The sequence below is a fragment of the Pseudomonas sp. BJa3 genome, from assembly GCF_026343815.1.
Classification (GTDB): domain Bacteria; phylum Pseudomonadota; class Gammaproteobacteria; order Pseudomonadales; family Pseudomonadaceae; genus Aquipseudomonas; species Aquipseudomonas soli.
In genome coordinates, this window is sequence record NZ_JAOXMC010000008.1 from 261,874 (window position 1) to 285,588 (window position 23,715).

Annotated in this window: 20 protein-coding genes, 1 tRNA gene and 1 pseudogene; 13 read left to right on the forward strand and 9 right to left on the reverse strand. The window is 63.2% G+C overall.

Annotation, left to right across the window (positions count from 1 at the left end; genetic code table 11):
• Positions 1-70 precede the first annotated feature (70 nt).
• From OH705_RS12620 to OH705_RS12630, 4 genes and pseudogenes are all read right to left on the reverse strand, one after another.
• Positions 71-1,840: a phosphoethanolamine transferase CptA gene (locus OH705_RS12620; protein WP_094010081.1), complete on the reverse strand. Its 1,770-nt coding sequence runs from the start codon at positions 1,838-1,840 to the stop codon at positions 71-73.
• Between the two features lie 291 nt (positions 1,841-2,131).
• A complete protein-coding gene (locus tag OH705_RS29290) occupies positions 2,132-2,887 on the reverse strand; it encodes a methyl-accepting chemotaxis protein (RefSeq protein ID WP_376786905.1) in 756 nt (251 codons plus the stop codon).
• Positions 2,888-2,989: 102 nt separating this feature from the next.
• Positions 2,990-4,258, reverse strand: a pseudogene (locus tag OH705_RS29295) (HAMP domain-containing protein); the annotation flags it as partial.
• A 56-nt stretch (positions 4,259-4,314) separates the two neighbouring features.
• Positions 4,315-5,667 carry an APC family permease gene (locus OH705_RS12630; RefSeq protein WP_094010079.1) on the reverse strand — a complete coding sequence of 451 codons (1,353 nt, stop codon included), beginning with the start codon at positions 5,665-5,667 and terminating at the stop codon, positions 4,315-4,317.
• 425 nt (positions 5,668-6,092) lie between these two features.
• On the opposite strand from OH705_RS12630, the gene OH705_RS12635 reads away from it, so the two are divergent.
• Positions 6,093-7,604 carry a YdgA family protein gene (locus OH705_RS12635; RefSeq protein ID WP_094010078.1) on the forward strand — a complete coding sequence of 504 codons (1,512 nt, stop codon included), beginning with the start codon at positions 6,093-6,095 and terminating at the stop codon, positions 7,602-7,604.
• Positions 7,605-7,848: 244 nt separating this feature from the next.
• The gene (gene nadA / locus OH705_RS12640; protein ID WP_267302309.1) at positions 7,849-8,907 is read left to right on the forward strand and encodes a quinolinate synthase NadA; all 1,059 of its coding nucleotides are present in this window, start codon (positions 7,849-7,851) and stop codon (positions 8,905-8,907) included.
• Between the two features lie 129 nt (positions 8,908-9,036).
• On the opposite strand, the gene OH705_RS12645 is transcribed toward nadA, so the two are convergent.
• The gene (locus OH705_RS12645; RefSeq protein WP_267302310.1) at positions 9,037-10,473 is read right to left on the reverse strand and encodes a M48 family metalloprotease; all 1,437 of its coding nucleotides are present in this window, start codon (positions 10,471-10,473) and stop codon (positions 9,037-9,039) included.
• A gap of 106 nt (positions 10,474-10,579) precedes the next feature.
• Between OH705_RS12645 and OH705_RS12650 the strand changes: the two genes are divergently transcribed.
• Positions 10,580-10,819, forward strand: a complete 240-nt coding sequence (locus OH705_RS12650; RefSeq protein WP_023630920.1) for a sulfurtransferase TusA family protein — start codon at positions 10,580-10,582, stop codon at positions 10,817-10,819.
• A gap of 177 nt (positions 10,820-10,996) precedes the next feature.
• The gene (locus OH705_RS12655; protein ID WP_023630921.1) at positions 10,997-12,067 is read left to right on the forward strand and encodes an AI-2E family transporter; all 1,071 of its coding nucleotides are present in this window, start codon (positions 10,997-10,999) and stop codon (positions 12,065-12,067) included.
• 45 nt (positions 12,068-12,112) lie between these two features.
• Here the strand turns inward: OH705_RS12655 and OH705_RS12660 are convergent, their stop codons facing one another.
• Entirely contained in the window at positions 12,113-12,586 is a 474-nt protein-coding gene (locus tag OH705_RS12660) for a peroxiredoxin (RefSeq protein ID WP_023630922.1), read from the reverse strand.
• A 10-nt stretch (positions 12,587-12,596) separates the two neighbouring features.
• The gene (locus OH705_RS12665; RefSeq protein WP_038705592.1) at positions 12,597-13,157 is read right to left on the reverse strand and encodes a glycine cleavage system protein R; all 561 of its coding nucleotides are present in this window, start codon (positions 13,155-13,157) and stop codon (positions 12,597-12,599) included.
• 260 nt (positions 13,158-13,417) lie between these two features.
• Between OH705_RS12665 and dapA the strand changes: the two genes are divergently transcribed.
• The 8 genes from dapA (at position 13,418) to mqo (ending at position 20,838) form a co-directional block, all read left to right on the forward strand.
• A complete protein-coding gene (gene dapA, locus OH705_RS12670) occupies positions 13,418-14,305 on the forward strand; it encodes a 4-hydroxy-tetrahydrodipicolinate synthase (RefSeq protein WP_094010077.1) in 888 nt (295 codons plus the stop codon).
• A gap of 17 nt (positions 14,306-14,322) precedes the next feature.
• Positions 14,323-15,438, forward strand: a complete 1,116-nt coding sequence (gene bamC, locus OH705_RS12675; RefSeq protein WP_046856746.1) for an outer membrane protein assembly factor BamC — start codon at positions 14,323-14,325, stop codon at positions 15,436-15,438.
• Positions 15,439-16,197 (forward strand): MBL fold metallo-hydrolase, encoded by a 759-nt coding sequence (locus tag OH705_RS12680; RefSeq protein ID WP_267302312.1) that lies wholly within the window; start codon positions 15,439-15,441, stop codon positions 16,195-16,197.
• A gap of 29 nt (positions 16,198-16,226) precedes the next feature.
• Positions 16,227-16,937: a phosphoribosylaminoimidazolesuccinocarboxamide synthase gene (purC, locus tag OH705_RS12685; protein ID WP_011535129.1), complete on the forward strand. Its 711-nt coding sequence runs from the start codon at positions 16,227-16,229 to the stop codon at positions 16,935-16,937.
• A gap of 91 nt (positions 16,938-17,028) precedes the next feature.
• Positions 17,029-17,118 (forward strand) — tRNA-Ser (locus OH705_RS12690).
• Positions 17,119-17,717: 599 nt separating this feature from the next.
• On the forward strand, positions 17,718-18,227 hold the full coding sequence (locus tag OH705_RS12695) for an acyloxyacyl hydrolase (RefSeq protein ID WP_094010062.1): 510 nt from the start codon (positions 17,718-17,720) through the stop codon (positions 18,225-18,227).
• A gap of 454 nt (positions 18,228-18,681) precedes the next feature.
• Positions 18,682-18,873 carry a DUF4223 family protein gene (locus OH705_RS12700; RefSeq protein WP_023630554.1) on the forward strand — a complete coding sequence of 64 codons (192 nt, stop codon included), beginning with the start codon at positions 18,682-18,684 and terminating at the stop codon, positions 18,871-18,873.
• Positions 18,874-19,200: 327 nt separating this feature from the next.
• Positions 19,201-20,838: a malate dehydrogenase (quinone) gene (mqo, locus tag OH705_RS12705; RefSeq protein ID WP_094010061.1), complete on the forward strand. Its 1,638-nt coding sequence runs from the start codon at positions 19,201-19,203 to the stop codon at positions 20,836-20,838.
• 120 nt (positions 20,839-20,958) lie between these two features.
• Here mqo and OH705_RS12710 read toward each other — a convergent pair whose 3' ends face one another.
• Complete coding sequence (locus OH705_RS12710; RefSeq protein WP_046856709.1) at positions 20,959-21,294, reverse strand: ArsR/SmtB family transcription factor; 336 nt, start codon at positions 21,292-21,294, stop codon at positions 20,959-20,961.
• Positions 21,295-21,346: 52 nt separating this feature from the next.
• Here OH705_RS12710 and OH705_RS12715 point away from each other — a divergent pair, with 52 nt between their 5' ends.
• A complete protein-coding gene (locus tag OH705_RS12715; RefSeq protein ID WP_267302313.1) occupies positions 21,347-22,438 on the forward strand; it encodes an NADH:flavin oxidoreductase/NADH oxidase in 1,092 nt (363 codons plus the stop codon).
• Between the two features lie 31 nt (positions 22,439-22,469).
• Here the strand turns inward: OH705_RS12715 and OH705_RS12720 are convergent, their stop codons facing one another.
• A complete protein-coding gene (locus tag OH705_RS12720) occupies positions 22,470-23,714 on the reverse strand; it encodes an NAD(P)/FAD-dependent oxidoreductase (protein ID WP_267302314.1) in 1,245 nt (414 codons plus the stop codon).
• Position 23,715 lies beyond the last annotated feature (1 nt).

Consider the following 23,715-nt stretch of genomic DNA (forward strand, 5'->3'; position numbering starts at 1 on the left):
CAGATATCGGTTTTTGGGGGGAGCCCTTCAAGCGAAGGGCGTGCTATGGGGGCTTCCTGGTCGCGGGCAGTCAGCCTTCGTCAGGGTGAAGCGTACTGCTGCTAGCGGTCCGTTGTTCTGGCTTGGCTTGGGTGCCGGGCAGGTTGTCGAACTTGTGCAGCCCATTTTTCGCGTACGGGTCGCCGATCCAGCGCGGGCTGGCGGTGAAGCTGTCGTTGACCAGGCTCTTGGCCGGCTCGTAGCGGTCGTAGCTCAGGCCTGCCAGGTCGGACAGGGTATGGATCAGGTGTGCGCTGCTGTACGGACGGTTGACCATCGCCTGCAGGTCGCGCGGGTGCGTCGCCTGCCAGCTGGGCGAGGTCCAGAGCAGGAAAGGGATGGTGTACATCGGCCGGGTTGGATTGGCCTCGTTGCGGCCCAGGCGATCATGGTTGCCGGAGCTATAGACATCCTCGCCGTGGTCGGACAGGTACAGCAGGAAGCCGTTCGGCGTGCTTGCCGAATAACGCTTGATCAGGTCTGAGACCACGAAGTCGTTGTAGCGCACGGCGTTGTCGTAAAAGTTGTAGGTGCGTACCTGTTCGGGTGCCAGCGCCGCCGGCGCGCCGGTCGCGTCCTTGAAATGATCGAACTGGGCGGGATAGCGATAGCGGTAGTCCATGTGCGTGCCGAGCAGGTGGACAATGATCAGCTTCTTGTCGGCGGGGTCGCGCAGGGCCTTGTCGAAAGGTTCCAGCACCACGCTGTCATACTGGCTGGCGTTTTGGTTGCGCTGGTTGTTCAGGTAGACCGGCACGTCCGTCTGCTGGGAGAAGGTCGTGAGCATGGTGTTGCGCTTGGTCATGGTTTGTTGGTTGGTGATCCAGAACGTCTTGTAGCCAGCCTGTTTCATCAGGTTGATCAGCGATGGGTCGGTGAGGAAACGGTCAGGGTGCTGCTGGTCGCCAAAGGTCAGGATTTGCTGCATCACCTCAATGGTGTAGGGGCGTGGCGAGACGACATTACGGAATACGGTGAGCCCTTTGTCGTGAGCGGCCAGGGCGTCGAGGTTCGGCGTGGTGTCGCGGTCGTAGCCGTACAAATGCATGTGTTCGCGTGTGGTGGATTCGCCTAGCACCAGCACCAGGGTGCGCGGCGCGTCGCCGCTACTGTCCTTGAGGTTTTGCAGGGGCGGCAGGGCGGCGTTCTGTTGAAGCAGTGCCTGCATGTTGTCCAACTGCTGTCGATATTGCCGGTAGCCGACCACCAGTTGCCAGGGCACTGCAGCCGCCATGCGTTGTTCAACCTTTTCGCGAGCGTCTGCGAAATTGCGTTGCTGGGAGACCATCTGTTTGTAGAACGGGTAGCCCAGGGTCGCAGTCAGCAGCACCGCAACCACCGGCAGACGGCTGTACAGCGGCAGGGTGACCGGGCGGATGCGCCGCCACAGCAGCACGGCGATCGCGCTGTAGAGCAGCAGCCCCAGGCACAGCCAAGTGCTGAAGTACTGGCTGAAATATTCGCCGGCTTCAGCGGTGTTGGATTCGAACATCACGAAGATGACGCTTTGTGAGAACTCCTGCCGGTAGATGCCGAAATAGCTGAGGCCCACCAGCGATCCAGCCCACAGCACTAGCCCAATCACTGCGGCGAGCGGGCGGGTCAGGCGCGGCAGCAGCAGTACCGGGGCCAGCCACAGGCTGCTGAGGAACAGGGCATCGCGAAAGCCGGCGAAGCCGGTGGTGCCACTGAACAGCAGCAAGGCCTGGGTCACGCCGGAGAAGTACCAGAAGAACAGCAGGAGCCAGCCGAGGCCAGGCCAGTCGATGGATGTGCGAGCGGGAAGAGTTGTGCGGGACACGTGTGCCTCAGAGAGCGGTTGCCTGCCGGATCGGTTGGCAGGCGAAGCTAAAGGGGGCGGCGTGAAAAGATCGTCAACAATTCATGAAGGGCCCGCAGAGACCGACGAGTGCTCTACATGGCAGGTGAGCTTGTTGTTGCCAGGCGCGAGATCGTTCAGGCGATACAGCTTGCGGCTTCAGGAGGCCAAAAGGTGGCTCCTGAAGTCGCGGCTTTAGGGCTGCTGGGTTGGCGTAGCGGTGGCGAGTGGGGAGAAGTTGATCTGTGGATAACGATCAGGCGTAACACAGCGCTATACCCGGAACTGCTCCATCAAGACTTGCTGCTGGTTGGCCAAGCGGTTCAGCGCTTGGCTGATTCGTGCTGATTCGTCGGCCTGTCCAGACAACGCCTCGGTCACATCGCGAATCCCCGCCACGTTGCGATTGACTTCTTCAGCCACGGCACTCTGTTCCTCGGCCGCCGAGGCGATCTGCAGGTTCATGTCGGTGATCACCGTCACCGCCTCGCCGATGCGTTGCAGCGCCGGCAGGGTCTGCTCCATCTGCGCCGCGCTGTCCTGAGCCTGGCGCTGGCCGGCATGCATGGCACCGACCACGTCCTGTGTGCCTTGCTGCAGTCCCTCGATCACCTGGCGGATCTCCTCTACCGATACCTGCGTACGCTGAGCCAGGTTGCGCACCTCGTCGGCGACCACTGCGAAACCACGCCCAGCCTCACCGGCGCGGGCAGCCTCGATGGCGGCATTGAGTGCCAGCAGGTTGGTCTGCTCGGCAATGGCACGGATTACCTCAAGCACCGAACCGATCTGCTCACCGCGGCTTGCCAAGGCACGCGCCTCGTCCATGGCCGCGTCCATGCCGCCCGCCAGCTGGCCGATCGCCTCGCGGGTGGCGGTCACTCGCGCCAGGCCGTCGCGGGTCGCCTGGTCGGCGCCGCGCGCGGCTTGTGCCGCCTGGGCGGCATTGTGGGCGACGTCGTGGGCGGTAGCACTCATCTCGTTGGCGGCGGTAGCTACCTGCTCGATCTCGCGGTGCTGTTGCTGCATGCCATCGCTGGTCTGACTGGCGATCAGCGCCGATTGGTCTGCCGTGCCGCGGGCCTCATGCAAGGAGGCCTTGAGCTGGGCGATCACCGGCTGGAGCTTGTCGAGGAAACGGTTGAACCAACCGGTGAGCTGGCCCAGTTCGTCATCGCGGGCGTACTCCAGGCGTCGGGTCAGGTCGCCTTCGCCGCTGGCGATGTCCTGCAGGCGGGCAGCCACGGCCAGGATCGGCCGAGTTACGCCGCGGGCGGTAAGCCACACCAGCAACAGGCCCAGCACGGCCGCAACCATTCCTATCAGCAGGCTGACGAAGTTGGCCTGCTGGTTCTGGCTATCCAGGCGCTGGTTGAGAGTGACCGCAGGCGCTTGCAGCACCTGTTCGGGCAATTCGAGCAGTACTTGCCAAGGTGCCGCGCCGGGAATTGGCGTGAAGGGCCGGGAAATGCGCATGGTGCCTTGGTCCAGTCGCTCGACAGCCTGGCCGGCGCGCAGCGGCGCTGCCAGGGCGATGGCGCTGGCGCCGAACGCTTGCTGTACCGTCTTGCTCAACTGGCCGGCATCCTGGCTGTGGCCGGCCAGCAGCCCTGCGGGGCTGATGATACTGACCTGGCCCTGGCCGTCGAACAGCTCCTGGCGACCCGCCAGGCTTAGTTGCTGCAGGTTGTCCAGGCCGATATCCAGGCCGACCACACCCACCACCTTGCCGTTGTCCAGCAACGGCAGGGCGATGCTCGTCATCAGTACCTGATGACCGTTGACTTCATCGAAATACGGGTCCAGTACGCAGGCCTTTGCCGTCTCCAGAGGGCAGGTCAGCCAGCGGTTGTAAGGCGAGCCATTGGCGCCGATGCTGGTGTCGGCGAGCATCGATTCGGGCATGGTCTCCACCTCCAGGGCGCCACTGCCCGGCTGCGACCAGTACAGCGAAAAGCGGCCGCTGTCATTGCTGCCATTCTCGGCCTGGTCAACGAAGCGCGCATCTTGCTGGTCCAGGGCGTTGGGTTGGAACACCAGATACAGGCCGATCAGGTCGGTGTTGCCGGCCAGGGTGGCGCGGGCCTCGCGGCTGAGTTCGGCACGCAGGTCGTCACCGCCGCGAGCTTTGAGTGCCTGCACCAGCCTTGCGAAGCCGTTGCCGTACTGGTAGGCATCCATGAAGTAGCGCTGGATACGCAGGGCCTGGGCTTCGCCGTGGGCCTGCAAGCGCAGGCGGGCGCTGTGGTCGAGCAGTTCGGTATTGGCCTGGAACACCTGCTCTGCGCTGCGCCGCGCCTGGGTAAGCGAGGTAGTCACCAGCAGGGCGACGATGGCCAGCAGGCACAGGCCGGCGAGCAGGGTGATCTTCCACTGGATGGACAGACTTCGCTGCGACATGGGCTTTTCCTTCTCGGGCAAACACAACGCCCGCGGTCAGGCGGGCGTCGATGGGGTCATTCGGCGATGCAGTTCGGTGGCGCAACCCTGAAGGCTTTGGTCAGCCAGGCCAGGTAGAGCACGCCAAGCAGGGCCCAGACACCGCCGAACAGCAAGGAGTGTTCGTTCAGGTCCAGCCACAGCGAGACGATGATGCAGAAGCCTATCGTCGGCGCCACCAGATACTTGAGGTTGTTCGTCAGGCCCTTGTTCTGCCTCTCACGGATATAGCAGTGGTTGATCACCGAGAGGTTGACGAAGCTGAACGCCACCAGCGCGCCGAAGTTGATCACCGAGGTGGCGGTGACCAGGTCGAAGAAGATCGCCGACAGCGAAATCAGGCCGACCACCGCAATGTTCAGCACCGGGGTCTTGTAGCGCGGGTGCAGGCGGGCGAACACCCCGGCCGGGATCACGTTGTCGCGGCCCATCACGTACAGCAGGCGCGACACGCTGGTCTGCGAGGCCAGGCCCGAGGCGATGGTGTTGATCACGGTGCAGGCGATGAATACCGATTGGAACAGCTTGCCGCCGACGTACAGGGCGATTTCCGGCAGGGCCGCTTCCTGGTCGTGGAAGCGCTGCATGGTCGGGAAGTAGGCCTGGATGAAGTAGGACACGCCGATGAACACCACGCCGCCGATCAGCGCCGTGAGGAAGATCGCCCGGGGGATGGTCTTGCCCGGGTCGCGGGTTTCCTCCGACAGGCAGGTCACTGCATCGAAGCCCAGGAACGAGAAGCACAGGATGGTCGCACCGGCGGCGAGGGCGGCGAACTGGGTCTGGTCATCGGCGAACGGTACCAGGCTCCAGGCCGTGCCCAGGCCTTCGCCATGACCCAGGCCGCGCCAGCAGAGGTAGATGAATACCGAAATGATCGCCACCTGCACGGCGACGAACAGCAGGTTGAAGTGCGCCACCAGGTTGATGCTGCGCATGTTGATCAGACTGATCAGGGTGACGAAGCCGGCCACCCACGCCCAGGCCGGCACTTCGGGGAACATTGCCGACAGGTAGAGCTTGGCCAGCAGTGCATTGACCATGGGCAGCAGCAGGTAGTCCAGCAGCGACGACCAGCCGACCAGGAAGCCCACGTGTGGATTGATGGCGCGCTGGGTGTAGGTGTACGCCGAGCCCGACTGCGGGAAGCGTCGCACCAGGGTGCCATAGCTCACGGCGGTGAACAGGATGCCGGCCAGGGCCAGGATGTAGGCGCTGGGCACATGCCCGGCAGTGATGCCAGAGACGATGCCGAAGGTGTCGAACACGGTCATCGGGGTGAGGTAGGCCAGGCCGATGATCACCACGTGCCAAAGGCGCAGGGACTTGCGGAACTGGGCATCGCCGGGAGCGCTGTGATCAGGCTGCATGCGGGCGCTGCTCCTGTGTCGAAACAACGGGCACGGCGAGTGACGGGCACGACAAGGTCGAGCGGATGGGCTCCATGTTGTTCACCTTTTATGTTGGAGCTGCAGGGTGCGCGAAATAAACAACGATGGTCGTTTGGGTGTCAAGTTAAACATGACAGGTAGTCAGTTGGATGGAAGGGGAATCGGTTTTTTTGGCCGTTATGCACTGTTATTGGCCGATTGAGCGGATCGTAAGTCGATTTTGATGTTCGTAAAAATTTACATTGCTTTTGGCCAAGGCAGGCTGTCCTTGGGGTGCCGACAAACGAAATCCAGCAAGCATTACCGCGCCGGCCGGGTGCCGATGGTATTCTTGCCACCCCGCGTGCCCTCGTTTCCGTGGTCCGCCCAATCGCCCTCCCTATGGACAGCAATCGGTTCTATTCATGAAGAAATCAGTAGGCATCCTTTCCGGCCTGGCGCTCGCCATCGCCGTCGCAACCACCGCTGGCGCCTGGTACACCGGCAAGCAACTGCCCGCGGAGCTGGAACGCTCCGTGGCGCGCGGCAACGAAGAGCTGAAGAAGGCCCTAGCAGGCAACGGCGGCAGCATGACCATCGAGCTGGTCTCGCTGGACCAGCACTTCTTCACCAGCACCGCGCACTACCGTCTGAAGGCCGAGAACGTGCAGCTCGGGGAGGCCGAGGCGCTGAACTTCCAGGTTGGCGTGACCGACCAGATCGAGCACGGCCCGTTCCCCTGGTCGCGGGTCAAGGCGTTCAAGCTGATGCCGGTCATGGCCACCAGCAACAGCGCTTTGGACAAGGATGACTTCACCGAGGGCTGGTTCACTGCCGCTGGCGACAAGGCACCGGTCACCGCCCAGGTCAGCCTCGGCTACAACGGCAGCGTCGACAGCGATATCCGCCTGGCGCCGGTGACGCTCAAGGAAGACGACGGCAACGTCCTGGACTTCTCCGGCCTGCAACTGCAACTGCGCGGTGACCGCGACGGCAAGGCGGTGGAGATCCACGGCAATGCCGAGCACCTGGAGTTGAATTTCGTCGATGAGCAACAGGCGCCGGTGAAGATCCTGCTCAACGGCTTCAAGGCCGGTGGCAAGCTCCACGAAACCGCCCACGACATGGTCTATGTCGGCAACTTCGACCTGGCCCTGGCCGACACCCAGGTGACCTTCGGGCCGAAGCAGGAAGTGCTGGTGCTCAAGGGCCTGCAGCAGAACAACCTGTACAACGCCGAGGGCGAGGCCAAGGACAAGCTGGCCGGGCGCCTGGAATACAAGGTTGCCGACATCAGCTACGCCGGGCGCAAGGTCGGCAGCGCAGAAATGGTCCTGACCATGAAGTCCATCGACATCGCGGCCATGCAGGCGCTGATGGAGTGGTACCAGACCCAGCTGCCGCAGATGCAGCAGGCGGCGGCCGAGGGCGAGGCCCCGTCGCTGGAAATGACCCCCGAGGAACAGGCCAAGGTCCAGGCCGACCTGCAGCGGTTGCTGGTGGCCAAACCCCAGGTGGCCGTGGAGAAGCTGGCGTTCAAGACCGCCAATGGCGAAAGCCACTTCAACCTGGCAATGGACTTCGCCAGCCCCAGCTCCTTCGACCTGCCGCCTGACCAGCTCGGCAAGCAGCTGTTGACCCAGCTGAAGGCCAAGCTCAGCGTTTCAAAGCCGATGGTCGCCGACCTGACCACATTGCAAGCCCTGCTTGAGGGCGAGACCGACGCCCAGGCCATCGCCCAGCAGTCCAGTCAGGCCGGTGAAATGGTCGGCATGATGGCATTGCAGAGCGGCATGGCCACGGTAGAAGGCACTGATGTGGTATCGAGCCTGCAATACGCTGATGGCATGGTCGACTTCAATGGCAAGAAGATGACCGTCGAAGAGTTCGCCATGCTGATCAGCGGCCACCTGGCGGCGTTGCAGCCGCAGGGCTGACCTCTCGGGCAGACCCGCTCCCATCATCGTGGGAGCGGCGATGCGGCGACCCGACTTACCCCGCGACGGAGGGCTGCAAAAACCCCTTTTGCATCCTTCCGATTGCCTGTAGCCTTCGCGTCCGACAATAATCCGCGCCCGCAGAGGGGCCGAGACGCTGGCCGTCCGGCACCGCTAGCCGATCTGCCAGGGCCGGGTGATACACTCGACTGACGCGCTCAAGCGCCCTGCAGGTCCAGCGATCATGACCCAGATTTCCGAACGCCTGTTGGTCCAGGCGCACCTTGATGCCAAGCAGCCCAACCCGCTGACGCCCGCGCAGGAGGCCGATTACCGTGCGGCCATCGCTGCCGAGCTGAAGAAGCAGAACGCCGTGCTGGTGGCCCACTACTATTGCGATCCGGTGATTCAGGCCCTGGCCGAGGAAACCGGCGGCTGCGTGTCTGACTCGCTGGAGATGGCGCGCTTCGGCAAGAATCACCCCGCCGAGACCGTGGTGGTGGCGGGGGTGCGCTTCATGGGCGAGACGGCGAAGATCCTCACCCCGGAAAAGCGCGTGCTGATGCCGACCCTGGAAGCGACCTGCTCCCTCGACCTGGGTTGCCCGGTCAAGGAGTTCTCGGACTTCTGCGACCAGCATCCCGAGCGCACCGTGGTGGTCTACGCCAACACTTCCGCGGCAGTTAAAGCCCGGGCCGACTGGGTGGTGACCTCCAGCTGCGCGCTGGAAATCGTCGAAAGCCTGATGGACAACGGCGAGACCATCATCTGGGGGCCGGACCAACACCTCGGCCGCTACATCCAGAAGCAGACCGGTGCCGACATGCTGCTGTGGGATGGCGCCTGCATCGTTCATGAAGAGTTCAAGTCGCGCCAGTTGGCCGACATGAAGGCGCTGTACCCGGACGCCGCGATCCTGGTGCACCCGGAGTCGCCGGAAGCGGTGATCGAACTGGCCGACGCGGTAGGCTCCACCAGCCAGCTGATCAAGGCGGCGCAGACCTTGCCGAACACGACCTTCATCGTCGCCACCGACCGCGGCATCTTCTACAAGATGCAGCAGCTGTGCCCGGACAAGGAATTCGTCGAGGCGCCGACCGCTGGCAACGGCGCGGCCTGCCGCAGCTGCGCGCACTGCCCGTGGATGGCCATGAACACCCTGGAGCGGGTGCTGGACTGCCTGCGCAATGGCAGCAACGAGATCTTCGTCGAGCCGGCGCTGATCCCCAAGGCGATCAAGCCGTTGAACCGCATGCTCGACTTCACCCAGGCGGCGCGTTTGAAGTTGTCCGGTAACGCCTGACTGGTTGCACAAGCCATCGCGGGGCAAGTCGCGGGTCGCCGCATCGCCGCTCCCACGCCACGGTGATACCTGGCGTGGGAGCGGCGATGCGGCGACCCGACTTGCCCCGCGATTTTTTCTGGCTGTGTATCAGCGCCCCATCATTTCCTTGACCATGCGCTGCTGCTCCATGATCTCGCGCTGGCGCTGGTCGATCTGCGAAGCCAGCGGGAAGTTGCTGCCCGAGCGGCGCTTGGCGTAGTCGAGCTGCTGGATCGCCTGGTCGAAGTCGCCGACCAGGGTGAAGTATTCGGCGCGGGCGCGGTGCAAACCGATGGTGTTGCCTGACAGTCCGCGCACTTCGGCCACGTCGTACCAGACGTCCGGATCGTCCGGGCGGTTCTTGACCAAGTCATCCAGCACCTTTTCCGCTTCGGCCGGCTTGTTCTGCTTGACCAGCAGATCGGCGCGCACCTGTTTCAACGGATAGTTGCCTGGGTACAGCGCCTGCATGCGCTGTGCGCGCTGCTGGGCGTCGGCCAGGCGGTTGTTGGTGATGTCCAGGTCGATCTGTGCCAGGTTGTAGGTGATGTCGTTGGGCGCCTTGGCCAGCAGTGGCTTGAGGTTTTCCCGCGCTTCGTTGAGCTGGCCACCCTTGATCTGCGCCAGGGCCAGGCCGTAGCGGGCGGCATCCATGTTCGGGGTTTCGTCGAGCTGGGCGCGGAAACGCTTGGCGGCCATGCCCGGCGTGCCTTCGTAGGTGAGCTGCACGCGGGCGCGGATCAACTGGTAGCGCAGGCTATCTTCCACGCCGCCCTTTGGCGCCTGTTCGGCGCGGTTGCGGGTGTCGGCGATACGCGATTCGGTGACCGGGTGGGTCAGCAGGAATTCCGGCGGCTTGGCATCGTAGCGGTACTGGCGGGCCAGGCGTTCGAACATGCTGGGCATGTTGCGTGGATCGTAGCCAGCCTTTTCCAGGTTGAGGATGCCGAAACGGTCGGCTTCCTGTTCGTTTTGCCGGGAAAAGCGCCGCTGTTCCTGGATTGCTGCGGCCTGGGTGCCGGCGATCACGCCAATGCCGGCATCGCCGCCGCCGCCCGCCGCCAGCACGATACCGGCCAGCAAGGCTGCCATCATCGGCAGCTGCATGCGTTGCTGGGCTTCGACGCCCCGGGCGAAGTGGCGTTGCGACAAGTGCGCCAGTTCGTGGGCCAGTACCGAGGCGTACTCGCCTTCGGTCTGGGCATTGAGGAACAGGCCGCCGTTGACCCCGACGATGCCACCGGGTGCGGCAAAGGCGTTGAGTTCCTTGCTGTCGATGAGGATGAACTCCAGGCGCCGGTCCTGCAGCTGGCTGGTCTCGGCCAGCTTGTACACGCTGGCTTCGACGAAGTCCTTGAGCTGCGGGTCGTTGAGCTGGTTCACCTGGCCGCGCAACAGGCTCAGCCAGGCGCGGCCGAGCTGGTGTTCCTGTTGTGGCGAGACGATCGCGGAGCTGGCGTCGCCCAGTGACGGCAGGTCGTCGGCGTGGCCGGGGAGGGCCATCAGGCAGGCCAGCGTCAACAGGGTGGGGCGCAGTAGATTCATGCAGAAGCTCGCGTCTGTCAAAAGCCTTACTGTAGCCGGGTCGCGCGATGCCGACCAGTGGCGGTATCCTAGCGGCCTTCCCCATGCGGTTCTGGAGCGCTGCCCGATGAGTGACACCCCGACTTGTGACGCCGAGCTCGATGCCAGCGGTCTCAACTGTCCATTGCCGCTGCTCAAGGCGAAGATGGAGCTCAATCGCCTGGCCAGCGGCGCGGTGCTCAAGGTGCTCGCCACCGATGCCGGTTCCCAGCGCGATTTCCGCACGTTCGCCCAGTTGGCCGGTCATACGCTGCTGCATGAAACGGCCGAGGCCGGGGTCTACACCTACTGGCTGCGCAAGGCCTGATTCCCTTCATTAGGCTCTATACGAAAAGCCTTGAGACTTGTTCATGCTGCGTTGAAAACAGCCTCGGAATGCTCATGTACTCTAGTACAGTCGGGCGCGACCCCGGCCGTTCTGCGGCTGTTTTCGCCTTGCCTGACCTGTGTCTCAAGGCTTTTCGTACAGAACCTAGGATCGTCAATGTTCAAAGTACTTCGCGACTGGATGCAGCGCTACTTCTCCGACGAGGAGGCGGTGGTGCTGGCGGTCCTGCTGTTCCTGGCCTTCACCGTGGTGCTAACCCTGGGCGGCATGCTCGCGCCGGTGCTGGCGGGCATGGTCCTGGCGTTTCTCATGCAGGGGCTGGTCAATGCCCTGGAGCGCTTGAAGGTGCCGACGCGGCTGGCCGTATGGCTGGTGTTCGCGCTGTTCATGGGTGCGCTGGCGGTGTTCATGCTGGTGCTGGTGCCGCTGCTCTGGCATCAGCTGATCACCTTGTTCAACGAGCTGCCCGGCATGCTCGGCAAGTGGCAGTCGCTATTGCTGCTGTTGCCCGAACGCTACCCGCACCTGGTGTCGGACGAGCAGGTGCTGCGCGCCATCGAGTCGGTGCGCGGTGAAATCGGCAAGTTCGGCCAGTGGGCGTTGACCTTCTCCTTGTCGAGCCTGCCGTTGCTGGTCAATGCCATGATCTACCTGGTACTGGTGCCGATCCTGGTGTTTTTCTTCCTCAAGGATCGCGAGCTGATCGGGCGCTGGGTCAGTGGCTACCTGCCGCGTGAGCGCACGTTGCTCAACCGGGTGGGCGACGAGATGAACCGGCAGATCGCCAACTATATCCGCGGCAAGGGCATCGAGATCCTGATCTGCGGGATTGCCACCTATATCGCCTTCATCAGCCTGGGGCTCAACTATGCCGCCTTGCTGGCGCTGCTGGTGGGGTTGTCGGTGGTGGTGCCGTATGTCGGCGCGGTGGTGGTGACGGTGCCGGTGACCCTGATCGCGCTGTTCCAGTGGGGCTGGGGCGACCAGTTCATCTACCTGATGGCGGTGTACGCGATCATCCAGGCGCTCGATGGCAACGTGCTGGTGCCGCTACTGTTTTCCGAGGCGGTGAGCTTGCACCCGGTGGCGATCATCTGCGCGGTGCTGCTGTTCGGCGGGCTGTGGGGGTTCTGGGGGATCTTCTTCGCGATCCCGCTGGCGACGCTGTTCAAGGCGGTGCTGGATGCCTGGCCGCGGCAGGAAACGTCTGTGGCGCCGATGCTTTAGGGCTACTCGTGGGAGCGGGCTTGCCCGCTCCCACGGTATCCGGTATCAGGCCTTGTTCAAGGCCTCGGCCGCAGCCAGTACCGCATCCACATGCCCGGGCACCTTCACCCCACGCCATTCCTGGCGCAGCACACCGTCCTTGTCGATCAGGAAGGTGCTGCGGTCCACGCCCAGGTACTCCTTGCCATACAGCTTCTTCAGCTTGATCACGTCGAACAGCTGGCACAGCGCCTCGTCCTTGTCGCTGATCAGCTCGAAGGGGAAGGCCTGCTTGGCCTTGAAGTTCTCATGGGACTTGATGCCATCGCGCGAAACGCCGAACACCACGGTGTTGGCGGCCTGGAATGCCGCATGCTGGTCGCGGAAACCCTGGCCCTCGGTGGTGCAGCCCGGAGTGCTGTCCTTGGGGTAGAAGTACAGCACCACTTGCTGGCCTTTCAGCTCAGCCAGGCTGACGGTCTGGCCGCTGGTGGCCTGGACCTGGAAATCGGCGACGGGTTGGTCGATTGCTACGGCCATGGGAGCTTCCTTAGACAGGGTTCTGTGGGCGCCACGGTTCGATCAGCGCGTCCAGGTTCAGGGCGTCGGCGAAGTCGAGGAACTGGTCGCGCAGCCAACTGATCTGGGTGCCGGCTGGCAGGATCACGGTGAACTGGGCGTTGAGCATGCTGCTGCCGGTCTGCGGGGCGAGGTAGGTGTCGCAGGTCATGGCTTCCAGTTCGACGCGGTGGTCGAGGAAGAACTGGCACAGCTCGTTGATGATGTCGGGGCGATAGGCGGCGCTGACGTAGGCCACGTAAGGCAGGGCCTGCGGGCGCACCTCCTGGTCGGCGCTGCGGACCACGTCCAGCGTCAGGCCGTGCTTCTTGCCCAGGCCCGGCAGGGTGGCCTCGAGGCGGGCCAGGGCATCCCAGCTGCCGCCGACCTGCAGCACCAGGGCGCTGGTTTCGCCGTGGCGCGACAGGCGCGAGGTGACCACCGCGCAGCGATTGTCGAAGGCCGCGCGGCTGAGGACGTTGGCCAGCTCCATGGGGTTGGGGCCCAGGGCGCTGATGACGAGGAATTGTTCGCGAACGGTGGGGGTGGACATGCAGCATTCCTAAAGCGATGAGCGGTCGGTACAGGACGGGGGCAAGCCTCCTTTTCCAGCAGGGCCCCGGCCAGTTTAGGCGGCGGTGGACGCAGGCGAGGAGCACTGTCGACGGCCCGACGGGCCGCGCTGTATCGATCAAAGGATCAAGGGTAGCGAAAAGCGGCGCGAAGGGGAATGCTCCGCCCGCCTGCTTCGCTTGTGCAAGGCCGATGGCGCCAGTACCATTACCGCTCTCTTTTTCCGGCAGGAGCAATTACATGATTGCGGGCAGTATGGTGGCGTTGGTCACACCCATGGATGCACAAGGGCGTCTGGACTGGGTAAGCCTCGACAAACTTGTAGACTTCCACCTGGAAAACGGCACCCACGCGATCGTAGCTGTCGGCACCACCGGCGAGTCCGCCACCCTGGATGTCGAAGAACACATCCTGGTCATCAAGCACGTGGTTGAGCGGGTCAAGCACAGCAAGAAGCCGATCCCGGTGATCGCCGGTACCGGTGCCAACTCCACCGCCGAAGCCGTGCACCTGACCCAGAACGCCAAGAATGCTGGCGCCGACGCCTGCCTGCTGGTAGTCCCGTACTACAACAAGCCGACCCAGGAAGGCCTGTTCCAGCATTTCAAGCACATCGCCGAAGCCGTCGACATCCCGCAGATCCTGTACAACGTGCCCGGCCGCACCTCCTGCGACATGCAGGCCGAGACCGTGATCCGGCTGTCGAAAGTCAAGAACATCATCGGCATCAAGGAAGCCACTGGCGACCTGGCCCGTGCCAAACAGATCCTGGACGGCGTCGACAAGGACTTCATCGTCCTGTCTGGCGACGATCCGACCGCCGTCGAGCTGATCCTGATGGGCGGCAAGGGCAACATCTCCGTCACCGCCAACGTCGCCCCGCGCGAAATGGCCGACCTGTGCGAGGCCGCCCTTGCGGGCAATGCCGAGAAGGCCCGCGCAATCAACGAAAAACTCATGCCGCTGCACAAGGACCTGTTCTGCGAAGCCAACCCGATCCCGGTGAAATGGGCGCTGGTTGAAATGGGTCTGATGCAACAAGGTATCCGCCTGCCGCTGACCTGGCTGAGCGAAGGCTGTCACGAAAAAGTCCGTACTGCCTTGCGCCAGTCCGGCGTACTGGTTTAATCGAGGAAGTACACCGCATGAAGCGACTGGCTGGTCTTTCCGCTCTCGCCCTGATCATTTCCAGCACCAGCGGGTGCGGCTGGCTGTGGGGCGAGGATGGCTATTTCCGCGACCGTGGCAGCGACTACCTGCAGGCGCAGCCAACCGCGCCGATGCAGCTGCCGCCGGACGCCAGCAACGTCAAGCGCCTGGATCCGCTGCTGCCGATCCCGCGCAACGTGGCCGACGATCGCGCCACTGGCGAGTTCGAGGTACCCCGTCCACAGCCGCTGTCGGCCACCGCCGACATCAGCGATTTCAGCCTGCAGCGCAGCGGCAACAGCCGTTGGGTGCTGGCCCAGCGCTCGCCTGCCGAAGTCTGGCCGGTGACTCGCCAGTTCTTTGAGGACAACGGTTTCCGCATCGCTGAAGAGCGCCCGCAGACCGGCGAATTCAACACCACCTGGCAGCGTTTCGACGAACTGTCGGCCTCCCTCGGCCAGCGCCTGGCCAGTACCTCCAGCAGCCCGGACAGCGAAGTCCGCGTGCGGGTACGCATGGAGCCCGGCGTGCAGCGCAACACTTCCGAGGTGTACGTGGTCAGCGTCGAGCGCCCAGCCGGCAGCACTGCCGAGCCTGACTTCCCCTCCGCCTCCAGCAATACCGGCACCGACGCCCTGCTGGTCGACGAAATGCTCGCCAGCATGAACCGCAGCGCCGAGAAGGGCGGGTCGGTCTCGCTGCTGGCCGCGCGCGACTTCGATGCCCCGAGCCAGGTCAGCCTGAGCGAGGACGGCAGCGGCAACCCGGTGCTGTTCCTGGGGTCCGACCTGGACCGCGCCTGGTCCGGCGTCGGCCGCGCCCTGGAGCAGGGTGAGTGGCGCGTCGAGGACATCAACCGCAGCCTGGGCCTGTACTACATCAACCTGTCCGAAAAACCCGACGACAAGCAGAAGGAGCCTGGCTTCTTCAGCCGCCTGTTCGGCAGCGAGCCGAGCAAGGAAGAGCGTGAAGCCCGCGCCGAGCGCTATCAGGTACGTCTGAGCAAGGTGGGTGATAACGTCCAGGTGACCGTCGAGAAGAACATCAACACCGTGGCCCCGGCCGATGTCGCCCGCCGCGTGCTGAGCGCGATCCAGGACCACCTGGGCTAAGTGCGCTTCGCGGTTCTGGGAAGCGGTAGCCAGGGAAACGGCACGCTTATCGCCAGTGGTGACACGGTCATCCTGGTCGATTGCGGCTTTTCCCTGCGCGAGACCGAGCGGCGCCTGTCGCTGCTCGGGGTGTCGGCCACGCAGCTGAGCGCGGTGCTGGTGACCCATGAACATGCCGACCACGTGCATGGCGTGGGGGTGCTGTCACGGCGCTACAATGTACCGGTCTACCTCAGCCAGGGCACCTTGCGCGGCATGCGCAAGCCGGTGGAGGTGGCCGGTTTTCTCGGTTGCGGCGATGTCGTGCAGATCGGCGATCTGCAGGTCAGCGCGGCACGGGTCGAGCATGATGCCTACGAGCCGTTGCAGTACGTGATCAGCGACGGTCGCCGCCGCTTCGGTATGCTCACCGACCTGGGCAGTTACGACGCGCAGTTGTTGGAGCGCTATCAGGGGCTCGATGCCCTGCTGATCGAAGCCAACCATTGCCGCGACCTGCTGGCTCGTGGGCATTACCCGCGCTTTCTCAAGCTGCGGGTCGGCGGCAGCCAGGGACATTTGAACAACCACCAGGCCGCGAGCCTGGTGGCCGAGTTGGGCTGGCAAAACCTGCAGCACCTGGTGCTGGCCCACCTCAGCAGCAAGAACAACCTGCCACATCTGGCCCGCCAGTGCTTCGTCGACGCCCTCGGGTGCGACCCGGACTGGCTCCAGGTGGCGAATCAGGATCAAGGGCTCGACTGGCGCCAAATCGCCTAGCCCACCTACTCAAGCAAGCGGAGCCCATCATGGAAAAACGCGACGAACTCTACCGCGGCAAGGCCAAATCGGTTTACAAGACCGACGACGCCGACCGCTTGATCCTGCTGTTCCGTAACGACACCTCGGCGTTCGACGGCAAGCGCATCGAACAACTCGATCGCAAGGGCATGGTGAACAACAAGTTCAATGCCTTCATCATGCAGAAGCTCGAAGAAGCCGGCGTGCCGACCCAGTTCGACAAGCTGCTGGGCGACAACGAATGCCTGGTTAAGAAGCTCGACATGATCCCGGTCGAGTGCGTGGTACGCAACTACGCCGCCGGCAGCCTGGTCAAGCGTCTGGGCGTGGAGGAGGGCATCAAGCTGGAGCCGTCCACCTTCGAGCTGTTCTTGAAGAACGACGAGAAGGGCGATCCCTTCATCAACGAATCCCACGTTGTCGCCTTCGGCTGGGGCACCGCCGAGCAGCTGGTGGAGATGAAGAAGCTGTCGTTGAAGGTCAACGAAGTGCTGAGCAAGCTGTTCGACGACGCAGGCCTGCTGCTGGTCGACTTCAAGCTGGAGTTCGGCGTGTTCCACGGCCAGATCGTCCTCGGCGACGAGTTCAGCCCGGACGGCTGCCGCCTGTGGGACAAAGAGACCCGCAAGAAGATGGACAAGGACCGCTTCCGCCAGGGCCTGGGCGACGTGATCGAAGCCTACGAAGAAGTTGCCAAGCGCCTGGGCGTGCCGCTGTAAGCGGCGCGTTCACGCAAGCGCCTGATACCACGCGAATTTTTTTCAAAAAAGGTTTGCCAGAAACGAAATCGCTGGTATGATGCGCGCCATTGGAGAGATGCCGGAGTGGTCGAACGGGACGGATTCGAAATCCGTTGTACTGGCAACAGTACCTAGGGTTCAAATCCCTATCTCTCCGCCATATTGAAGGCCCCGAGCGCTGTATAGCCCTCGGGGCTTTTTTCGTTTGGGTGCATTTGGGGGGAGGGTGATATTCCTCCAAGCATTCGAAGTCATCCCGCCGAGGCGTACCACGAAAAGCGCGGCGAGGCCTGGCGCGTCCAGAACCATCGCAGGCAAAACCCAACCTCTTGCCCCCGGATCCAAGGCTGAGCCCGGCGATGGGCTGCCGAAGGCGACATGTTGCCTGCGCGTTTCGTCTACATGCGCGATAACGAGAGCACAGCGCTCGCCGGGGCCATGGACTGCTACATGCCAGAGATGACCTGGACCGACCCTTGTCGAACGACTCGAATGCCGAAGGGTAGCAAGGAGTGCGATAGTCGACCTACGTCAGCTTCGCGCCCTGGAGGCTTGTCATCAGCCGCTGGCGCCGTGCCATCTCGGCATCTTTGGTGGGCGCTGGACACTCAGCAAATCAAGTGACGAGTCGGTCAGGAGCACCCGCGTCTACAAGCATTCCGGCAGACGCGACAAAAAAAATTTAAAAGTATTGAACGTTTTGATGTCACTTTGCTTCTGATCGCTAGCCAAGTAAACAAACCATGGAAGACCGTGATCATGAAAACATTCATCGCTGTGGCGATGCTGTCCCTTTTTGCCGCGACAACTGGCGCTGCGGAGTTATCTGGTGCCATTGGCGCGACGAGCCAAGGCGGCATCACCGCTCGTGCAGGCCTGGGTTTTAACTGGGATAAAAGCTGGTTCGAGTCGAGCACAGGGCGCCTGACTGGCTACTGGGACGCGGGTTACACCTATTGGGAAGCTGGTGATGCTTCCGGCGGAGCACACTCGCTTTCGTTCGCTCCGGTCTTTGTCTATGAATTCGGTAACGGCCATATTAAACCGTTCGTGGAAGCGGGCATTGGTGTCGCGGTATTCTCCGGAACGGCGGCAGGCGATCAAGAGTTCGGCTCGGCGTTCAACTTCGAAGACCGTCTCGGGGCCGGCCTGAAAATTGGTGAAACCCAAAAGGTAGGCCTTCGCGCCATTCATTATTCCAACGCAGGGATCAAGCAGCCCAACGACGGTATTGAATCCTACTCGCTGTTCTACAGCCACCAGATTTAACCGACCCCCCTTCTTTGCCCGCCTTGCGCGGGCTTTTTTTTAAACCGGCGGTGAAGAGACGATTTCGACATTTGCCAGTCCATGAAACTGCTTGTCCTCGCTGTAAAAAACAGCTTCATTCACTAGCGCCGCAAACCCTATTTCGGTGAGATCGCTTGCCGGCTTGTCCAATCGCTACGCAAAATACCGTATTCAAGCTCGGCGCTTTCCATTGCCTCTTCTAGTTCAAGCATCAAGTGGTCGCCTTCGATCAGGCCGCTCGGCGCAGACGATGCAAACTACCGATCCTGTAACGATTAAGCAGTGGCTGAACTGGCTTAGTTTTAGTCTGGACACTTGTGAGTGTATGTAACCCCAGGGCCAGCGTTGCACTAATGGCTTTCACTGCGCGGCCCTTTTCCGTATGATCCGCGCGCCATCCGTTTGATGGTGGATCATGGACTAAAGGATTTTTATGAAAAAGCTGATCAAAGCTACTGTCGCTGTTGCTGTCGTTTCGGGCGTTGCCCTGCTGTCCGGCTGCACCGGCCAGGTCTACAACCAGCCTAAGAACTGCTCGTACGACTACCTGTTCCACCCATCGGTTTCCATCTCCAAGATCATCGGCGGCTGCGGTCCGATCGATAAACTGCCTCAGCAGCAGTAATCTTGGGATTACCCTGATCCGGCCGTTCACGGCCTGATCCAAGACCCCCGACCATGGATGTGGCCGGGGGTTTTTGTTTTCCGGGGCGTGGTGGCTTGTCGCGTGGCAACCTGTCGTCTTGACGCCCCGGCCCGCGTTTGTTTGTGCTGGCAATTCGGTTACAATCCGTAAATCGTTTCAGCCTTGTCGGTCAATCCGACCAAAGGCTGGCGCGTCCAATGTCTCTCTGGCTGCTGAACAATGATCACAACAAGCCTGCGCTGAAGAACATGGAATACCTGGGCCAGCCACAGGCCCACCCTCCGTTCTACTGACTGGAATCGATCAATGTTCAAGAAAGCTGGCAAGACCTTGCTGGGTCTGGCTGTCGCGGCGAGCTTCATGCAAGCGCACGCTGCCGACACCAAGAAAGTCGACGTGCTGCTGGTTGGCGGCGGCATCATGAGCTCCACCCTGGCTGTCTGGCTCAACGAGCTGGAGCCAAGCTGGTCGATGGAGATGGTCGAGCGCCTGGACGGCGTCGCCGAAGAAAGCTCCAACGGCTGGAACAACGCCGGTACCGGCCACTCCGCGCTGGCCGAGCTGAACTACACCCCGGAAGACAAAGACGGCAAGGTCAACATCACCAAGGCCATCGAGATCAACGAGTCGTTCCAGATCTCCCGCCAGTTCTGGGCCTGGCAGGTACGCCAGGGCGTGCTGAAGAACCCGCACTCGTTCATCAACACCACTCCGCACATGAGCTTCGTCTGGGGCGATGACAACATCAAGTTCCTGAAGAAGCGCTACGACGCCCTGCAGGCCAGCCCGCTGTTCCGTCCGATGCAGTATTCCGAGGACCACGCGCAGATCGCCAAGTGGGTCCCGCTGATGATGGAAGGCCGTGACCCGAACCAGAAGCTGGCGGTTACCTGGACCCCGATCGGCACTGACGTCAACTTCGGCGAGATCACCCGCCAGTTCGTTGGCAGCCTGCAGACCAAAAAGAACTTCGACCTGAAGCTGTCCACCGAAGTGCAGGACATCACCCGCAACGAAGACGGCTCCTGGCACGTCGAGTACAAGAACCTGAAGGACGGTACCGAATCGGCCACCGACGCCAAGTTCCTGTTCATCGGTGCCGGCGGCGGCGCGCTGAAGCTGCTGCAGAAGTCGGGCATCCCCGAGGCCAAGGAATACGCAGGCTTCCCGGTTGGTGGCTCGTTCCTGGTGACCGAGAACCCGACCGTTGCCATGCAGCACATGGCCAAGGCCTACGGCATCGCCTCGACCGGCGCGCCACCCATGTCGGTACCGCACCTGGACACCCGCGTGCTGGACGGCAAGCGCGTGATCCTGTTCGGGCCATTCGCCACCTTCTCGACCAAGTTCCTGAAGAACGGCTCGTACCTGGACCTGCTGAGCAGCGCCACCACCCACAACGTCTGGCCGATGGCCCGCGTCGGCATCGACCAGTACCCGCTGGTCGAGTACCTCGCCGGCCAGCTGATGCAGTCCGACGACGACCGTTTCGCCGCCCTGCAGACCTACTTCCCGAACGCTAAGAAGGAAGACTGGAAGCTTTGGCAGGCCGGTCAGCGCGTGCAGATCATCAAGCGTGACGAAGAGAAGGGTGGCGTGCTGAAGCTGGGCACCGAGGTCGTGGCTTCCCAGGACCGCACCATCGCCGGCCTGCTGGGCGCCTCGCCAGGTGCCTCGACTGCCGCGCCGATCATGCTCAACGTGCTCGAAACCGTGTTCAAGGAGAAGGTCGCCACCCCTGAATGGCAGGCCAAGATCAAGGAAATCGTGCCGAGCTACGGTACCAAGCTGAACGACTCGGCCGCTGCCACCCAGAAAGAGTGGGATTACACCGCTGAAGTCCTGCAACTTGAGAAGCCGCCGGTGCTCGATCAGAGCGTCAAGACCACCGCTGCCCCAGGCGCGCCGGTCGAGAGCAAGCCTGCGAACGACATGGCGCTGTAAGGCCCATGTTGGCCGGGCTTGCCCGGCAACACCAACCACGAGGATCGCCCCTGGCGGCCTCGTGGTTTTTTTGTGCCTGGATAATCGAGAGAAACGGCCCCGTCGGCGGCAGGCAGGGGTTCAACGTTGTTCGAGAATGCTGCCCAGCAACCCTGGAAAACGGCTTTCGAGCTCATCGCTGCGCAACGAGTTCATGTGCGTGGTACCGACATTGCGGGTGTACACCAGCCCCGAGTCACGCAATACACGGAAGTGATGGGACATGCTCGACTTGGGCCGGCCGCCGTCCAGCTCGCCGCAGCTGGCTTCGGCGACACCCGCCAGGCGGCGCACGATATCCATGCGCACAGGGTCGCTCAGCGCGTAGAGCAAGCGCTCCAGCGTCAGGTCTTCGGGATTGGGGTGGGTATAGGCTCGCATGGTTGACATGATAACGGGGGTTTCACAAATTGCCATAGTTCGAATATGATCGAACAATCGTATCCAACCCCATCCCTGGAGTTACCTCATGGCCGCATTGTTCGAACCCTACGCCCTCAAAGACGTCAACCTGCGCAACCGCATCGCCATTCCGCCGATGTGCCAGTACATGGCCGAAGATGGCCTGATCAATGACTGGCACCAGGTGCATTATGCGGGCCTGGCCCGTGGTGGCGCCGGGCTGGTGGTGGTCGAGGCCACCGCGGTGTCCCCGGAAGGGCGCATCACCCCCGGCTGTGCCGGGATCTGGAACGACACCCAGGCCCAGGCGTTCGTGCCGGTGGTCAAGGCGATCAAGGCCGCCGGTTCCGTGCCGGGCATCCAGATCGCCCACGCCGGGCGCAAGGCCAGCGCCAACCGCCCCTGGGAAGGTGACGACCACATCGCCGCCGACGATGCCCGCGGCTGGGACACCATCGCCCCGTCCGCCATCGCCTTCGGCGCCCACCTGCCGAAAGTGCCGAAGGCCATGACCCTGGACGATATCGCCCGGGTCAAGCAAGACTTCGTCGATGCCGCACGGCGTGCCCGCGATGCCGGTTTCGAATGGATCGAGCTGCATTTTGCCCATGGTTACCTGGGCCAGAGCTTCTTCTCCGAGCATTCCAACCAGCGCACCGACGCCTACGGCGGCAGCTTCGACAACCGCACGCGCTTCCTTTTGGAAACCCTGGCCGCCGTGCGCGAGGTGTGGCCGGAGAACCTGCCGCTGACCGCTCGCTTCGGCGTGCTGGAGTATGACGGCCGTGACGAGCAGACCCTGCAGGAATCCATCGAACTGGCGCGCCGGTTCAAGGCCGGTGGCCTGGACCTGCTGAGCGTCAGCGTTGGCTTTACCATTCCCGAGACCAACATCCCGTGGGGGCCGGCGTTCATGGGCCCGATCGCCGAACGTGTGCGTCGCGAGGCCAAGCTGCCGGTGACCTCGGCCTGGGGCTTCGGCACCCCGGAGCTGGCCGAAGGCGCGCTGCAGGCCAACCAGCTGGACCTGGTGTCGGTGGGGCGTGCGCACCTGGCTGACCCGCACTGGCCGTATGCCGCTGCCAAGGCCCTGGGCGTGGACAAGGCCTCGTGGACCTTGCCAGCGCCTTATGCGCACTGGCTCGAGCGTTATCGCTGAGTGAGGCAGGGGCCGCCACGCGGCCCCGGTTTCAAAACCGGCTCAATCGGTAGGCGCTGATTTGCGGGCAGTCTTCGCCATTTACCAACCGCCCCATCCATTCCGCCGTCACCGCCGCCTGGGTCAACCCCAGGTGCTGGTGCCCGAACGCCAGCAACACCTTGCCATCGGCCACCCGGTCGATCACCGGCAGCGAATCCGGCAACGAAGGTCGGAACCCCATCCACGGCGTCGCCCCCTCGGCATCCAGTTCGCGCCGGAACAAACCCTTGCTCAACCTGTGCAGTTGCCACGCCCGCTGCATGCTCGGCGGCGCCTCGAGCCCGGCGAACTCCACCGTGCCGGCCAGGCGCAGGCCGTCGGCCATGGGCGTCATGATGAACTTGCGCTCCAGCGAGGTGACGGCAAACGGCAGGCGCTGCTGCTCCGCCGGCAGCATCAGGTGGTAGCCGCGCTCGGTATCCAGGGGCACCCGCCGGCCGGTCAGGGTGGCGGTGAGCTTGGCCGAGTGGGCGCCAGCGCTGATCAACACCTGGCTGGCCTCGACGGGGCCCTGGTCGCTGGCAAGGCTGACGCCCTGGCCATGCACCCGGCCGCCACTGACCTCGGCGCGCAGAAAGCGTACGCCGCCGGCCCTTGCGGCGCTGAACAGTTCGCAGACCACATGATAGGGGTCGAGGAAGTGACCGGTACGCGGGAAGAACAGGCCACCCAGGATCGACGGGCTCAACTGCGGCGCCGCTTCGCTCACCTTCTCTGCCGACCACTGGTCCACGGGTACATCCTGTGCCTGCATGCGGGCGCGTAACGCCGCGAGGGCCTGGCGCGATTCGTGGCGTTCGAACACCAGCAGCGACCCGTCTTCCTTGAGCAAGGGGCTGCGGTCGATGGATGCGAGCAGCCGTTGCCAGGCGCCAAGGCTGTTTTCATTCAACGCCCGAATGCCGGCCACGCTGCGCTGGAACGGCGCCGGGCGCAGGTTCAGCAGGAGACGGGTGAACCAGGGCAGGGCGCGGGGCAGGTACTTCCAGTCCAGGCGCAGCGGGCCCATCGGGTCCAGCAACATCGCCGGCAGGCGCTTGAGGATCGACAGGTCGGCGATGGGAAACACCTGCTCGGTGGCCAGGTGCCCGGCGTTGCCATACGAAGCGCCATGGCCCGGTGCCTGGCGATCGATCAGCAGCACCCGGCGGCCCTGGCGTGCCAGCTGCAGGGCGCAGGCGACGCCGACGATGCCGGCGCCGACCACGGCGATGTCCGTGTCAGTGGCGGTCATG

Bases quoted from the DNA above. Each gene is read 5' to 3' on its own strand.
- OH705_RS29290 (WP_376786905.1), bottom strand. From the start codon at position 2,887: ATGCAGCAACAGCACCGCGAGATCGAGCAGGTAGCTACCGCCGCCAAC.
- OH705_RS12630 (WP_094010079.1), bottom strand. From the start codon at position 5,667: ATGCAGCCTGATCACAGCGCTCCCGGCGATGCCCAGTTCCGCAAGTCC.
- OH705_RS12635 (WP_094010078.1), top strand. From the start codon at position 6,093: ATGAAGAAATCAGTAGGCATCCTTTCCGGCCTGGCGCTCGCCATCGCC.
- nadA (WP_267302309.1), top strand. From the start codon at position 7,849: ATGACCCAGATTTCCGAACGCCTGTTGGTCCAGGCGCACCTTGATGCC.
- OH705_RS12645 (WP_267302310.1), bottom strand. From the start codon at position 10,473: ATGAATCTACTGCGCCCCACCCTGTTGACGCTGGCCTGCCTGATGGCC.
- OH705_RS12650 (WP_023630920.1), top strand. From the start codon at position 10,580: ATGAGTGACACCCCGACTTGTGACGCCGAGCTCGATGCCAGCGGTCTC.
- OH705_RS12655 (WP_023630921.1), top strand. From the start codon at position 10,997: ATGTTCAAAGTACTTCGCGACTGGATGCAGCGCTACTTCTCCGACGAG.
- OH705_RS12660 (WP_023630922.1), bottom strand. From the start codon at position 12,586: ATGGCCGTAGCAATCGACCAACCCGTCGCCGATTTCCAGGTCCAGGCC.
- OH705_RS12665 (WP_038705592.1), bottom strand. From the start codon at position 13,157: ATGTCCACCCCCACCGTTCGCGAACAATTCCTCGTCATCAGCGCCCTG.
- dapA (WP_094010077.1), top strand. From the start codon at position 13,418: ATGATTGCGGGCAGTATGGTGGCGTTGGTCACACCCATGGATGCACAA.
- bamC (WP_046856746.1), top strand. From the start codon at position 14,323: ATGAAGCGACTGGCTGGTCTTTCCGCTCTCGCCCTGATCATTTCCAGC.
- purC (WP_011535129.1), top strand. From the start codon at position 16,227: ATGGAAAAACGCGACGAACTCTACCGCGGCAAGGCCAAATCGGTTTAC.
- OH705_RS12695 (WP_094010062.1), top strand. From the start codon at position 17,718: ATGAAAACATTCATCGCTGTGGCGATGCTGTCCCTTTTTGCCGCGACA.
- OH705_RS12700 (WP_023630554.1), top strand. From the start codon at position 18,682: ATGAAAAAGCTGATCAAAGCTACTGTCGCTGTTGCTGTCGTTTCGGGC.
- mqo (WP_094010061.1), top strand. From the start codon at position 19,201: ATGTTCAAGAAAGCTGGCAAGACCTTGCTGGGTCTGGCTGTCGCGGCG.
- OH705_RS12710 (WP_046856709.1), bottom strand. From the start codon at position 21,294: ATGGCAATTTGTGAAACCCCCGTTATCATGTCAACCATGCGAGCCTAT.
- OH705_RS12715 (WP_267302313.1), top strand. From the start codon at position 21,347: ATGGCCGCATTGTTCGAACCCTACGCCCTCAAAGACGTCAACCTGCGC.
- OH705_RS12720 (WP_267302314.1), bottom strand. From the start codon at position 23,714: ATGACCGCCACTGACACGGACATCGCCGTGGTCGGCGCCGGCATCGTC.